This is a genomic window from Heyndrickxia ginsengihumi (genome assembly GCF_011008565.1).
GTDB lineage: Bacteria > Bacillota > Bacilli > Bacillales > Bacillaceae_C > Weizmannia > Weizmannia ginsengihumi.
The window spans coordinates 85,603-100,964 of sequence record NZ_JAAIWK010000009.1 but is presented as its reverse complement, the minus strand read 5'-3'; the positions used below and the strand labels follow the sequence as shown (position 1 = coordinate 100,964).

The 15,362-nt window shown below is 34.1% G+C and carries 12 protein-coding genes and 1 pseudogene; 9 read left to right on the top strand and 4 right to left on the bottom strand.

The features are described 5' to 3' along the window. Positions 1 to 138: 138 nt before the first annotated feature. Complete coding sequence (locus G4D61_RS07785; RefSeq protein WP_035353748.1) at positions 139 to 1,509, bottom strand: MATE family efflux transporter; 1,371 nt, start codon at positions 1,507 to 1,509, stop codon at positions 139 to 141. A 269-nt stretch (positions 1,510 to 1,778) separates the two neighbouring features. Further along, the gene (locus G4D61_RS07780; protein WP_025729283.1) at positions 1,779 to 2,336 is read right to left on the bottom strand and encodes a GNAT family N-acetyltransferase; all 558 of its coding nucleotides are present in this window, start codon (positions 2,334 to 2,336) and stop codon (positions 1,779 to 1,781) included. A gap of 898 nt (positions 2,337 to 3,234) precedes the next feature. On the opposite strand from G4D61_RS07780, the gene G4D61_RS07775 reads away from it, so the two are divergent. From G4D61_RS07775 to G4D61_RS07740, 9 genes and pseudogenes are all read left to right on the top strand, one after another. Then, positions 3,235 to 3,558 carry a DUF4870 domain-containing protein gene (locus tag G4D61_RS07775; RefSeq protein ID WP_025729285.1) on the top strand — a complete coding sequence of 108 codons (324 nt, stop codon included), beginning with the start codon at positions 3,235 to 3,237 and terminating at the stop codon, positions 3,556 to 3,558. Positions 3,559 to 3,837: 279 nt separating this feature from the next. Further along, positions 3,838 to 4,185, top strand: coding sequence for a patatin-like phospholipase family protein (locus G4D61_RS18150; protein WP_340139769.1), 348 nt, complete (start codon positions 3,838 to 3,840; stop codon positions 4,183 to 4,185). 165 nt (positions 4,186 to 4,350) lie between these two features. Further along, a complete protein-coding gene (locus G4D61_RS18330; RefSeq protein WP_268978346.1) occupies positions 4,351 to 4,485 on the top strand; it encodes a DUF6363 domain-containing protein in 135 nt (44 codons plus the stop codon). Between the two features lie 177 nt (positions 4,486 to 4,662). Further along, a complete protein-coding gene (locus tag G4D61_RS07765) occupies positions 4,663 to 5,409 on the top strand; it encodes a hypothetical protein (protein ID WP_025729287.1) in 747 nt (248 codons plus the stop codon). An 86-nt stretch (positions 5,410 to 5,495) separates the two neighbouring features. Continuing rightward, positions 5,496 to 5,822, top strand: coding sequence for an iron-sulfur cluster biosynthesis family protein (locus G4D61_RS07760; RefSeq protein WP_035353739.1), 327 nt, complete (start codon positions 5,496 to 5,498; stop codon positions 5,820 to 5,822). Between the two features lie 71 nt (positions 5,823 to 5,893). Beyond that, positions 5,894 to 6,883: a diaminopimelate epimerase gene (dapF, locus tag G4D61_RS07755; RefSeq protein WP_025729291.1), complete on the top strand. Its 990-nt coding sequence runs from the start codon at positions 5,894 to 5,896 to the stop codon at positions 6,881 to 6,883. Between the two features lie 223 nt (positions 6,884 to 7,106). Further along, entirely contained in the window at positions 7,107 to 7,790 is a 684-nt protein-coding gene (locus G4D61_RS07750) for a phosphatase PAP2 family protein (RefSeq protein ID WP_025729293.1), read from the top strand. Positions 7,791 to 8,058: 268 nt separating this feature from the next. Then, complete coding sequence (gene ltaS / locus G4D61_RS07745; protein ID WP_035353737.1) at positions 8,059 to 10,053, top strand: lipoteichoic acid synthase; 1,995 nt, start codon at positions 8,059 to 8,061, stop codon at positions 10,051 to 10,053. 117 nt (positions 10,054 to 10,170) lie between these two features. After that, positions 10,171 to 11,508, top strand: a pseudogene (locus tag G4D61_RS07740) (IS3 family transposase). Positions 11,509 to 11,585: 77 nt separating this feature from the next. Here G4D61_RS07740 and G4D61_RS07735 read toward each other — a convergent pair. Next, positions 11,586 to 13,625 carry a thioredoxin domain-containing protein gene (locus tag G4D61_RS07735; RefSeq protein ID WP_025729299.1) on the bottom strand — a complete coding sequence of 680 codons (2,040 nt, stop codon included), beginning with the start codon at positions 13,623 to 13,625 and terminating at the stop codon, positions 11,586 to 11,588. Between the two features lie 180 nt (positions 13,626 to 13,805). Beyond that, a complete protein-coding gene (locus G4D61_RS07730; protein WP_163173632.1) occupies positions 13,806 to 15,068 on the bottom strand; it encodes an MFS transporter in 1,263 nt (420 codons plus the stop codon). Positions 15,069 to 15,362 lie beyond the last annotated feature (294 nt).

Sequence of the window (15,362 nt, the reverse complement as noted above, 5' to 3'; positions counted from 1 at the left end):
TCTTCTGCAGAGTAAGATCTTTTGGACATAACAAATACTCCCCCATAAGCAGCCAGATTTTTATTTTTTAATCTGTCTACCTAAAGGGGAGCATATCAATAGATCCAGTGAGGGTTTGGCTATACTGTGAAGCATCGCTCATGCTAGCGATGCCTTTTTTCTATTTATAGCTTTTTTTCTTTGAATATGGAACAACCGACTAAATAATGTAATCGCTCCGACACCTAAACCGCTGATCAAACCAATCCAATAGGCAAAAGGACCGAGAGCGGTAATTGCATCTAACATAAATCCAAGAGGCAAACCGATAATCCAATAAGAAATAAAAGTCATAATCGTTGTAATATGTACATCTTTATAGCCCCTTAATGCTCCTTGAACAGGGGCTTGGATGGCATCTGACCATTGAAAAAAGATGGCGTATAATAAAAAGTGACTAGTTAATGCTATAACCCTTGGATCTTCGCTATAGATAGAAGCGACTGAATTGCGATAAATGAATAACAACATCCCAGTTACAGTAGCAAATAAAATTGCTATAAATATGCCGATGTGGCTATATGCACGAGCATCCTTGTATCTTTTTGCACCGACTTCATAGCCAACGGTAATTGTCATGGCAATGGAGATACTAAGCGGGAGCATATATAATAGTGACTCAAAATTCATAGCTGCCTGGTGTGCTGCGATTGTATTTGTTCCAAATTTACTCATGAACAGCGTAACAACTGAAAAAATACTAGCTTCAAAAAATGTCGACAATCCCATAGGAACGCCTAATGAAAAAATCTCTTTCCATTTTACGAGAGAAACACGATAAAACGCTCGGAAAATATATAATTGCGAAAATGGCTTCATATTATGTATGACACATATTGCAATCATCATAATGATCCAATAAGTTATCCCTGTTGCAAATCCAGCACCAGCACCACCTAATCTCGGGAATCCGAAATTTCCAAAAATAAATAGATAGTTCAATAAAATATTTAAGGGCAAAGATAGTAATGTAATTATCATTGATATTTTAGTCATGCCAAGAGCATCAATAAATGAACGGCAAACATTATATATAAAAAGAGGAATAATTCCAATTGCTAATGCCCATAAATAATGTTTTGCTACTATTTCAACGTATGGATCCAGCTGCATCATATGAAGAATAGGCTTTAATAGAAGATCACCTACAATAATAATGATAGCTGCAATGCTGAAGGCAACGTAAAATCCTTGAATGAGAATGAAGGAAATATCTTTTTCTTTTTTTGCTCCCATTAATTGGGCTGTAATAGGTGTGAGTGCCTGTAAAACTGTGCCGAAACCAGTTGAAATTGGAAACCAAAGTGAAGAACCAATCGCAACTCCTGCTAAGTCTTGTTTTGAAAAATGTCCTGACATCGTAGTATCAAAGAAGTTCATCGCATACATCGCAACTTGCGTAATTAATATAGGAATAAACAAAATGAATAACTGTTTATACTTTGCTAGTAAGGTGTTTGTTTCTATCATAAAGAACTCCTCATTTCTTATAACGACTCATGAAATTATACCATAACTAAAAAACTCGCCTATTGGCGAGTTTCAGGGTATAAATAAGCGTAAGTGATTCTTGCTTCAGGATGCTCGTTTGGTAAGCTTCAGAGAACCGCTCTCTAATTAAAACAAAAAGACTGGTGCCAAACTTATTTCTTAAGTTTGGCGCCAGTCTTAATTGCTCGCTTATTGGGTATTTATTCATTTGGAAACTGTGCTGTTTTATGAAGGTTTAAGTTTGGGGATTAAGCCTGTAAACAAGAATCATTTTGCTCGTTTTCTCTCATTAAATGTAGAGAATATAAATCTTTTGTAATTTCAAAAAGGTCGTATATATAATCTTCTTTGTTTAATTGTTGAAAGATTTCTTTATGTGTTTCATTTGCTAATACTGCATAAGGTAATTTTTCTGCTGCCTTGAAAGAACGGATATTTTGTGTTCGTATTTTCATGAACACTGTTTCAATATTTAATTCATAAAAAAGCTCTTTAAAAAATGCTTGCTTTGCAAGTTGGTTATAGCCTTTTCCGTGGTATGGTTTTCCTAGCCATGTTCCTAAAAAACCTGCACCATTCTCAATATCAAACAACGTGATCACACCGATTGGATTTTCCCATTCGTCTAAAATAGTGCGTGAAATGATTTCCCCACGTTCTTCAGCTTCAATTGTTTGTTTTGTTAAAAACAAAAATTCATCTTGGGAAGATGCTTTTTGCCGAACAAAAGGGAAGACATCAGGGTGTACCATCAAGTCATATAACGTATGACATTCTTGCCAGTTCAGTTCACGTTTTTTTAGCATTATTATACCTCCTATTGAGGGCAGTCCCCAAAAAGGAAGTACCCACCCTCGAAATTTTTTAAAAGCTCATAAAAAATTTCGGGGTGGGAATCGAACCCACTAGAACCAGTAAAAACTGGTGGCGCACCATTTGCCTTCCCAGAATTGCTTATTAATAATATGGAAAATAACTGATTACATCTTACTATAAAAGTTTTAAAAAGAAAATAATGTTCTATTAAGAAATGATGAAGATTTTAGTATTATTTATCGACAATTTTTTTACTGTTTTTATTAAAAAGGAGTTGATGATTGCCGCTCCAGGATGCTCGCTTTCCGCGGACGGAAGCTGAGCCTCCTCGGCGCAACACGCCTGTGGGGTCTCAGCAAATCCGTTAATCCCGCAGGAGTCTCGCATCCTTCCGCTCTAAACGTTTTTAAGAATGCTAGAGAAAATAAAATTCATTGAAAAATAACTATTTGTTCGAAATGGTGTTTTAAAAATTTTTAGAAGTGAGCGGATGATTGCCGCTCCAGGATGCTCGCTTTCCGCGGACGGAAGTTGAGCCTCCTCGGCGCTACACGCCTGTGGGGTCACTTCAATCCGCTAATCCCGCAGGAGTCTCGCATCCTTCCGCTCTAAAAAACTTTTTGAATTGTTAAAGTAAAGAATATCTATACAACAATCTTTTCTTTTTGAAAGGCTTTTTTGTTTAATCGAATTGTTTTCTAAACAGTTTATTCCTTTATATTGCTTGAAGAATTATTTTACTTAACGTATAGAGAGATTTCAATATCTAATATTTGGTTAAACGACGAAGTATCACTAAAAAATGGGAGTACAAATTCATGCTGAAATGAAACATTTTGTCAGCATAAACGTAATAATAGTATTAACTATAGTTAGGGAGAGAAGAGAATGGTAACAAGAGATGAACGTATGTTAGCCATGGCCATCTTTGTTTTAAGTCTTTTTACCACTATTATTGGTCCATTATTAATTTGGCTATTAAAAAAGGATTCTTCTACATTTATTGATTTTTATGGAAAAGAATACTTCAATTTTTTAATTTCCTATGCAATTTATAGCCTTATTGCTGGAATATTAACGATTGTGTTGATTGGATTTCTAATTTTGCCACTGTTGGGAGTCGGTTATTTCCTTTTCACAATTATTGCGGCTATAAAGGCATATTCTGGATATAAATACAGAATTCCATTTGTAATCAGACTTTTTTCATAACAGCATATTCTATAAGTAAGTTTATTGTGCATACAAACTCTCTTTTATGAATGAAGAGAGTTTGTTTTTTATACCAAAAAGTCAACGTTACTCTATTTTGTAAAATACTTGTCAATTGCTTTTATTGATGCCATGATTATTAAATACTAGTAAGAATCTTTGAAAGGAAAGGGATTTTTATACTATTGAGTGCAGGACTTATCCTGGAAGGCGGGGGGATGAGAGGAGTATATTCTGCAGGAGTGCTTGAGAGTTTTTTAGAACATCATATTGATTGGTGTGTCAGCAGGTGCATGTAATGCAGCATCATATATATCGAAACAAAAAGGCAGAAATCGCAAAATTAATATTGATTTTATAAAAGAAGATCGATATTTATCTTGGAAAAATTACATTCGAAAAAGAGAACTGTTCGGTATGGACTATGTGTTTGATGAGATTCCAAACAAAATAGTGCCTTTTGACTATGAAACATTTTTTAACCATTCAGCAGCGTTTGTGATCGGAACAACCGATTGTCAAAGCGGCAAGCCCGTCTATTTTTCCCAAAAAGAGTATAATCGGGAAACATTTTTACAAGTTATTCGCGCCTCTAGTTCTTTACCTTATGTAGCCACCAATTGTTGAATTACAGGGATATCATCTGCTTATGGCCGTTTGTCTGACCCACTTCCAATTAAAAAAGCACAATCTTGTTCTTTCAACAAGAAACAGGGCTATCGAAAAAAGCCTTCTAAATTGTTATCGCTAGCTAAAAGAAAATATGAGAATTATCCAGGGGTTTATAAGGCGATGAAGGATCGATGGCAAGTGTATAATCAAACAATCGAATACATTGAAACAGAAGAGCAAAAAGGCCATGTTTTTTTAGTTTGTCCTAAAGCCCCCATAAAAGTAAGAAGAATTGAAAAAATGAGAAACGCTTAATAGATTTATATGAACTAGGAAAAAAAGCTGGTGAAAATTTAATAGATAAGTTAATCATATGGAATCAGACATTGTTAAAAAAAGAAGATTCACTGTCATGATAAACTTCTTTTTTAGCATGATCCTTTACATTTGTTCATAAGATAGGATTAAGAGAAAAGAAATAGGGGTTATCGCATGGATATTAAAAAATATTATGCAACGATGTCGAAAATCTATCTTAATCAAATGATCATGATTTCACTAGCATTTTCAGGCAGCTGTATCATTCTATCATCTTTTCAGGTTAATAAACTGATTCCATATATGATGGCTGTCGTTTGGTTATTTATTGCTGTTTTTTTCGTGAAATATCTATACTATAAAGGAAAAAATCGTCAAATTAAACTTGACTCCATAAAACCATATAAAGAAAATGAAGTGGATCAGCAATACATGATAGAATTTTTACCTTCATCATCTTTTTACGCACAATTCTATACGAGCAATGGGATATGCAGTTGGGAAATAAAAGGGGCACATAAAAAGCGAAAAGGAAAGACAACAATTGATCATTACTTGCTGCAAAATAAAGCACAAATGAAAAGGATCTTGATTAAAATTACACATCATAATCGTCCGAAGCTTACTGTTTCATGTTCTTCGTTTCATAAAATGTTTTATCTTGCTCGTAATAATAGAAGAAAAATCGTTTTTCAATCAAAAAAGGATGATATGGTCGTACAAAAAAATCATAACGAAGAGATTGAATGCGTTTATAATGGTAAAATGATAGCAAGGGTTAGACGTGGATTTATGCCCGTTAAATGGCAACAAATTTTTTCACCTAATACACCAATTTTGTCTTTCGAACATAATGTGAATGACGAGGAAAAAATATTGACCACTGCTTTTTTAGTATATTTTTATCTCTATAAGGTATAATGATACATCTATTTTGAAAATCAGCTTAAATCAATAACTTGCAAATTTTCAAATTTCAAGTTATAACAAGGAAAGAGGTGATAGCAATGATTTCAATCTCGTCAGCTGCGGAAAGAAAACTAAAAGAAGATATTCTTCAAGAAAACTCTATCTTAAAACTTCATTATGATACTGAAGGATGCGGTTGTGGATTAGATGGTATACCGGAATTAATATTAATTCAGAAAAATGAGCTTACGACATATGATCGTATTATTGATACGAACTGTTTACCTGTTGCCATTGAAAATAGTCAGTTCATCTTTTTTGATGATCAGCTAACAATCGACTACGCAAAAGATACAGACACTTTTCAACTGAAGAGTCCTAGTCAAATATTAAACAACTCGATTTCGATTCGTAAGCAGCCTTAGCTGTAAATTAAAGATGATTTTTATCATTATACATACTAAGATGTAACAATACATAAGTGAGGGTGTAATATATGAATATAAAGCTCATAAAGTCTCATGGATCTGGAAATGACTTTTTTATTATCGATGAACTATCAAATAACTATCATTTTACAGATACAGATAGAAAACAATTAGCATTAGCACTATGCAATCGTAATACAGCATTAGGGGCTGATGGAATCTTATTCGTATCTGCTAGTGATGTAGCAGACGCACAAATGAGGGTATTTAATGCAGATGGTTCTGAAGCATCTATGTGTGGAAATGGACTTCGCTGTGTTGGAAGATATGTATGTGATCTTTTAGAAAAAGATGATATTATCGTTGAAACGAAAAAAGCAAATTTATATGTAAAAAAAGCAGAGCCGATTTTTGGTGAGATTCCTACGTACAGGGTTGAAATTTCACCAGTTTTATTTGAACTTGAAAAATTGCCGATGAATATCGGAAAGCAAGTATTGATTAATGAACAAGTACCGGAACTTGATAGTGATTTGACATTTACAGCAGTCGCTGTTCCAAACCCACATCTTATTACATTTGTTGATAACGATATGTTTAAATCTAGTAAGCAAAAGACTTTATCTGAATATGTAAATGGGCCTAATGATATTTTCCCTGATGGTGTTAATGTGAGTTTTGTCAAATTTTTAAAAAAAGGTGAACTTTATGTTCGAACATTTGAACGTGGTGTAGGTTTTACAAATGCATGTGGAACTGCGATGTCAGCATCAAGTTTAGTATCATGTCTTTTAGCTTTTAATGACTATGAAGAGGCAATTGACGTATATAATAATGGAGGAAAAGTAAGGTGTCTTGTCCATAAACAAGATGATAAACATTATGGTATTGATTTAATTGGGAACGCAACGTATTTATATGATGCCACGATAACGATAGAATTAAATAACCCAACTCGAGTTACAATCAATGAAAAAAATGAATATAGTGAACAAGACCAATACGCGCAGTTAGAAACATTTGCAAGCAAATATATCGAAAAAGAATTATCAATATGATTTGTAGTTAATTGATACCAGCGATAACCTCGCTGGTTTTTATGTTTATTTAAATGGACATACTTTTCTAAAAAAAAACATATACTATTTTTATAACTGTAAGTGATAGGTCTTGAATAGGCATTATTTATCATATTGCATGTGAAAAACGCAGAATATGTCGAGAAATTTATTTTGCTGTTAACCGCTTGATATGATAAGTTTATCCATATTGGAGGATAAAATGAACAGAAGTATAGCAACAATGAAAGTAGGTATTTTTTTTGTAATTCTCATATTATGTACATGGGCTTTTTTTGAGATTGCAGATGATTTCAATAGACGTGAAATCAAACATTTTGATCATACCATTATTAACTTTATTCAAAGTTATGTATCGAGTAGAATGACAGTATTAATGCTGATGATTACGTTTCTTGGTTCTGTAAATGGAATCGCAATCATAACGGTTATTACTATTTTGATACTTTGGTTGATTCGGCACAGAGTGCTAAGTATTTATGTAGGATGCTCTGTCGTGTTGGGAGCAGGGGCTTTTAATGCTGTTTTAAAATCTATTTTCAAACGGGAACGCCCAGATATTATGCGTGTCGTGCAGGAAACTGGTTATAGTTTTCCAAGTGGACATTCGATGGGATCAATGATATTATATGGCACGTTAGTGTTTACTCTTTTTAAATTATGTAAGCATCAATGGATTAATCATGTAGTTATGATTGCAGCAGGTTTCATTATTCTTTCAATTGGAGTAAGCCGAATATACTTAGGTGTGCATTATCCCAGTGATGTCATTGGGGGTTATATAGCAGGTCTTATGTGGGTGTTAATAACATCGCGTTTGTTTATGTTTATTGAAAAACGCTTCCCGTTGCATAAGAAATTTGTTAAAAGTGGACAAGATATTTAATCTGTACGTAAATATTTTGTAAAACGTTTATCGTATTTGTTATCATTGATTTACAATTATATTACACGACAAATTAATATAGCCTGTGCCTTATCTTATGCATTGAATGGAGTGAAAATGGTACATTTTATAAGAAAACACCAATAGTTGTTTGGAAATATTACTTGCTTTTTTTTAATTTTGTATTAAAATATGATGATATGAATGACAATCTTAATGCTTTTATGCTACCTACAGTCAATTTTGGCGTTTAGGAGGTAATTATTTAATGAAGGTTTCGTTAAGCAAGATTAAAAGTTTGCTAAATAAAAAGTATTCGCTGTATTTTTTGGTTGTATTATTATTTTGGATTAAAACATATGCAGTTTATTTAGCAGAATTTAACTTGGACATACAAAATGGGATGCAGAGGTTTTTATTAATTATTAACCCAGTAAGTTCTGCTATATTTTTCTTTGCTATTGCTTTGTTTTTTAAAGGACGGGCTCGATCGATTGCATTTGTTGTGATCAATCTAATTTTATCGATTCTGCTTTATGCAAATGTATGTTATCACCGTTTCTTTAATGATTTTATTACATTGCCAGTGCTAACACAAACGAAGAACTTTGGTGATTTAGGTGGAAGTACTGCAGCGTTAATGAAGCCTTACGACGTATTGTACTTTTTAGATTCAATCATCTTGATCGCTTTATTAGTGTTCAAAGTAATTAAAGTAAATTATGAAAAAGTGAACCGTCGTTCTTTAGCTGGACTTTTTATTGCTGCAATTGCTTTTTTTGTGTTCAATTTAGGATTAGCAGAAGCTGATCGTCCGCAGCTATTAACACGTACATTTGACCGTAACTATATTGTGAAATATTTAGGGATGTATAATTACACGATTTATGATGCTGTTCAAACAACAAAATCTTCTGCTCAGCGTGCTATGGCTGACAGCAGTGATATAAGTGATGTTGAGAACTTTGTTAAGTCTAATTATACTGAGCCAAATCCGCAGTATTTTGGTAAAGCTAAAGGAATGAACGTGATTTATGTATCATTAGAATCATTCCAAAACTTTATGATTAATTACAAATTAGACGGTAAAGAAGTAACACCGTTCTTGAATTCTTTAGTGAACGATAAAAACACGATTTATTTTGATAATTTCTACCATCAAACAGGGCAAGGTAAAACATCTGATGCTGAATTTATGATGGAAAACTCATTGTTCCCATTGCCTACAGGATCTGTTTTCACTACAAAAGCCCAAAATACGTATCAAGCTGCGCCTTCAATTTTAGGTGAAAAAGGTTATACGACAGCTGTAATGCATGGTAACTATAAAACATTCTGGAATCGTGATGAAATGTATAAATCATTTGGTTATGACCGATTCTTTGATGCGAAATATTTCGATATGAGTGATGAAAATACAATTAACTATGGTATGAAAGATAAGCCATGGTATAAAGAGTCAATGAAATATTTAACTAAGTTGCCACAGCCTTTTTATGCAAAATATATTTCATTATCAAACCATTTTCCTTTTGTACTTGATGATAAAGATATTGATTTTCCTAAAGGCGACTTTGGTGATACTACAGTTAATAACTATTTCCAAACGGCGCATTATATGGACGAAGCACTTGAACAGTTCTTTACGTATTTAAAACAATCAGGATTATATGACCATACAGTTATTGTTTTATATGGTGATCACTATGGTATTTCTGAAAACCATAATAAAGCGATGGCTAAAGTATTAGGTGTTAAAGAGATTACTCCTTATCTTAATTCTCAATTACAAAAAGTGCCTTTATTTATTCACATCCCAGGTGTGAAAGGTGGAGTAAACCACACTTACGGTGGAGAAGTTGACGTAGAGCCAACAGTTATGCACTTACTAGGAGTAGATACAAAAAATTATATCCAATTTGGTTCAGATTTATTGTCTAAACAACATCGTCAAATCGTACCATTTAGAAATGGTGATTTTGTAACGAATAAATATACTTCTGTTTCTGGTGTTTTATATGATAATAAAACTGGTCAAAGAGTAGATACGAAATTAGGTAAGAAGGATAATTCATTTGTAAAACAAGAATTAAGTCTTTCTGATAAAGTTGTATATGATGACTTGTTGCGTTTCTATACACCAAAAGGATTTAAGCCAATTAACCGCAACGATTTCGACTATACTAAAGACCAAACAAATATGTCAGATTTACCAAGAACGAAGAATGAATCAAAAACTACGAGTACTGACAGTAAAAAATAAAAAAAGAACTCCTCAAGGTGAACTATACCCCGGATACCGGACACTGATAAAAAAGTGCCCCGTGTCCGGGGTTTTTTGTGTTTCAATAGATTTAATGAATATGGGCGGAGGATTATTATGAGTAAGAATATATATAATGAATTCCAAATCAAAGAACTTGAGAAGAATCCTAATATTTCGAGTGTTTCCTACCGGTCAATCTCTTACAGTTTGGAATTTAAGATGAAAGCAGTAACAGAGTATAAAAGTGGTAAAACTCCATCACAAATCTTTATTGAACATGGTTTCGATTTAGAGATGATTGGGAAGGGGCAGCCTAAGCGTTGCCTAAAACGCCGGCGAGATACTTTTCGGAAATTTGGAGAGGAAGGTTTTTCCTTGCGGAACGTCGTGGCAAAGGGAGTACAGGACGACCATCCCTTCAAAAGAGCTTTCTGTAGAAGATAAACTTAGGAAGGTAGAGGCAAGGATTAAGTTTCTTGAGGCAGAGAATGATTTCTTAAAAAAGCTAGAGGTGCTAGAAAGGCAGGCGGTGAAGAAAAAACAATCCTAACTACAGACGAGAAGTATACTTTAATCGAGAAAACTATTAGAACACATCAGTTAAAGAAGTTTGTATCCTACCTATGTGAACGGGCTGGTGTCAGCGGAAGTGGCTACTATGATTGGTTGAATGCTGCACCAATAAGGGCACAACATGACGAACAGGATGAAATGGACGTAAAGTTAATCTGAAAAGTCTTTATAAACAAAAAAGAATAAATAGGGGCTCTCCAAATTAAAATGAACATGGAGAATGATTATTCAGTTGTCATGAATCATAAGAAAATGAGGCGTCTGGTGGCAAAGTATAATCTTGAAACAAAGGTTAGAAAAGCAAATCCTTATCGAAAGATGGCCAAGGCAACTCAGGAGCATTTAACTTGTCCTAATCTTTTTAATCGGGAGTTCGTTCAAGAGGAATTAGGGAAAGTCCTGCTTACAGACATTACATATCTCTATTATGGAAAAGGCAAAAAAGCATATCTATCTTGTGTAAAGGACGGATCTACAAGAGAAATTGTTGCTTATCACCTGTCCACATCCTTAACAATGGATGTCGTTTATGAGACTTTAAAAAAACTAAAACAAGCTATTGGCAATCATTTTCATCCTGAAGCCATATTACATTCTGATCATGGTTTCCACTACACTCACCCCTTGTTCCAATGTAAAGTAAAAAAGCTTGGCCTAACACAATCCATGTCCCGAAAGGGAAATTGTTGGGACAATGCACCGATGGAAAGCTTCTTTGGTCACTTTAAGGATTTGGCAGATTATAAATCACTTGATAATGTAAAAGATGTTAAAAGTGAAATAGATCGAGTAATCGAGGAGTATAACAATTATCGCTATCAATGGGGATTGAATAAAATGACCCCGGTACAATACCGGAGTCATCTAATATCTGCTTAGCACTTTTTTTAAACTGTCCGTAAATTGGGTTACAGTTCAGATTACTTGAGGGGTTCTTTTTTTGTCTCAACTTCTTTTTATAGTAGCTGTAATGAGTGGTCCAAGTTGTAGACGGGCATTTGACAAGAAAAATGTTCACATAAGTATAAAACGAAAGGATGATTGTTGTCTATTTTATCGCTCCAAAAGTGAACCTGATTATTTGGACTTGCATCTATAAAAACATCAAAAGGGCGGAAGCAGCTGTAAAATCTTGCTTCTAGCTGTTGCCTTTGCGCTTCACTATACCCTGAAACGACCACTTCTTTTCCTCCGATGACTCTTCCCATTAATCCTTGGAGCATGAACAAGAAACTGCTTGGATATTGTTCTATATCGTCTTGAAAGCTTGTTATAATCTCATCAACCTTCTGGAATAATTCAGCATTTCCACATATTTTTGCAAGCTTCCACAACATTAAGGCAGCTACACTATTACCTGATGGCAAAGCATCGTCAAAGCCTTGCTTTTCTCGTAAAATAAGTGTTTCGTTTTCTTGATTTGTGAAATAAAATCCCCCGTTTTCGTCATCCCAAAAAGTAGAGAGAAGAATATTGCTAATCTCTATCGCTTTTTCAATATACGTTGTTTGGTGATCAGCCTCATAAAGCTCAATATAGGCCCACATTAAGAAGGCATAGTCATCAATATATGCAGGATACTTTATTTCACCATCGCGAAAGCGTGCGTAAAGCCTTTTATCTTTCCATAATTGTTCCTCGATAAATTTCATTGCTTGCTTTGCAGCTTGTAAATAAGCAGTGTCATTAAATACTTTAGAAGCCTTTGCTAAGGCAGCAATCATCAACCCATTCCAAGAGGTGAGGATTTTATCATCTAAATGAGGATGTACTCTTTTTTCTCGTTCATGAAGTAATTTATTTTTTGCATTTTGAATGATCATTTCTACTTCTGCAACAGACATGTTCAAGTCGTTTGCAACGTTGTTTAGCTTTGTATGAATCTTATGTAAAATATTTTCTCCTTCAAAGTTTCCTATATCTGTAATATGATAGACTTTGCAGAAAATCTTTGCTTCTTTTTCCTCTAAAATATGATCAATTTCGTCTTTTGTCCAAATGTAATACTTCCCTTCAATTCCTTCACTATCTGCGTCTAATGCTGAATAAAATGCTCCGTATTCGCTTGTCATTTCTCGTTTAATGAATGCTAGTATTTCTCCGCCGACCGCTTTCCATTTTTGTTCATGGCTAATTTCATACATTTCTGTTAATGCATAGAGCATTAAGGCTTGGTCATGGAGCATTTTTTCAAAATGTGGAACAAGCCATTCTCGATCTGTTGAGTAGCGGGCAAATCCACCGCCAAGATGGTCATGAATTCCTCCGTTAATGATGGAAGTTAATGTATTTTCTGCTATTTCATATGCGTACTGATTGTTCGTCCAATGAAAATAGCGTAATAAAAACATGAATTGATGGGGCATCGGAAACTTTGGTGCATTGCCAAAACCGCCGTATTGTGAATCATAAGAATGTTGAAGACTATGAAATGCCTGATGAAGAATATCTTCATGAATGCCTGCTCCACGAGCAAGTTTTGAACGTTCATTCAAAGAAGAAGTAATTTTATCTGCGATTTCCACAATGCGTTGTTGGTCCTCTTCGTATTTTTTATGAAGATGATTGAGAATATCGATCAAACCTGGACGACCATACATACTCAATTTCGGAAAATATGTACCTGCATAGAATGGCTTTTGTTCGGGTGTTAAAAAAACGTTTAAAGGCCAGCCGCCCTGACCGGTCAACATTTGACAGACATTCATATATATTGAATCGATATCAGGTCGTTCTTCACGATCCACTTTAATTGATATAAAATATTGATTTAATAGATGTGCCACTTGAGTATCTTCAAATGATTCCTTTTCCATAATGTGACACCAATGACAAGTAGAATACCCAATACTTACAAAAACAGGTTTATTTTCTTGTTTTGCTTTCTCAAAAGCTTCTTCGCCCCACGGAAACCAGTCAACAGGGTTATGTGCGTGTTGTAACAAATAAGGGGACTTCTCGTTAATAAGTCGATTGGGCTTTTTAAAAGTTGACACATATCCACCTTCTTTCTTTTACATAAAAGCTAAAATATCGTATGTCGCTATTTATAAGCTATGTAATATGATAGCGAACATATGAAGAAAAGCAAAGCAATGGGGACAATAAAATTACCTCAAAAATTAAATGGTTCATCATCAAGGATAAAGCCAACTCTTTAAAGAATTGGCTTTAATTTAGGTAGGGGAGGGTACTATATTTTCTTTTTCTTCTGGCTTAACAGCAACAAAGGTGAGACCAGCTGCAACTAAACAAAGTACAGCCATGATCATAAAACTAATCATTACATTTTTATTCATAAAATAGGCCATAAATAATGGACCTGCGGCAACTCCAATATATCGCATTGAACTATAAATTGAACTAATCGTACCTCTAACATTTTTTTCAATTGATTGGTTAATTAAAGCATCCAATGGAGGAAGGCTCGCACCAATACCAATCCCAGAAATCAAAAAAACAGTAATCAAATAAATAAAGTGATCTGAAAAGCGAATGATTAAAATCGCAGCTCCCGTAACAATCACACTTGAAAATATGATCCATTTCATTAGCACCATATTTTCTTTAATCAATTTTCCTGTAACATATGAAGCTAGACAGAGAGCTGCTAAAGGAATTGCTAATATGAATCCTTTTTTTACGCCGTGGTAATGATATTGGCTTTCTAAATTACTTGATAAATAAAATAGTACCGCAAAAAGAACAAACATAACAATTGCCCCTATAGCAAAAACAGCAAGCAACCAGCGAGAATGTGTATGAAAAGCTTTTTTCGTGTTGCTCAGAAAATCTTTAAAACTAGGACCAGCTTGATCATGCTTAGGTTTTTTTACTAAAAACAAGACAGAAAGGACAGAAATTAGGCAGAATACTGGAATAGCTGTAAAAGGTAAAAACCAAATAATACTTGCTAAAAATGATCCTAAAATAGGACTCAATACTTTGCCGAATGTATTTGAAGTTTCTATAATGCCGAGTGTTGCGCTAACGTCTCGATCGCGATGGAACATATCCCCGACTAAAGGTAACACAATTGGCGCAGCACCGGCTGTTCCAACACCTTGTAATGTCCTTCCAATAAGGATAAATAGAAAAGGGTTACTGATCTTCCAAGCTGCATATGCCGCGATTAGTCCTCCTATACCTGTAATAATGAGAGAAGGAATAATGACGATCTTTCTTCCATATCGATCAGAAAGAAACCCAGCGATCGGAATTAAAATGATCGCTACAATTGAATAGAAGGTTATGATATAACTCGATTGTACTTTTGTAATTCCTATTTCTTTTTCCATTAGAGGCAATACTGGAATTAACATTGAATTTCCAAGTGTCATAATGAGCGGGATTGATGAAAGTGCCACAATCGCCCATCTTTTTTCGTGGATTTCGTTATTTTTATCAGACAGTGAAGTCGATGACATTGTTTTTTCCATAATGTTTTTCCTTTCTTTTACGTACATCTCATTATTAATATTTACAATTTCATTTTTTTTATGATGGCTTTGTAAAATAACCTTGCTTGAGCTGTAGTCCTATAAGTAAGCTGAAAAGAGCGTTTAATAGACAGAAAACGATATGTTTGAATGGAATAAACGATAACTTTCTACAAATTCATTCATTTTCTCATGAAAATTTAACAATTCTTTCATACTTCTATAGGAATTATTCATTAAGATTTGTTTTGGAAGCATAGCATTGATTATTGTCATTCTTATTAATAAATTTAC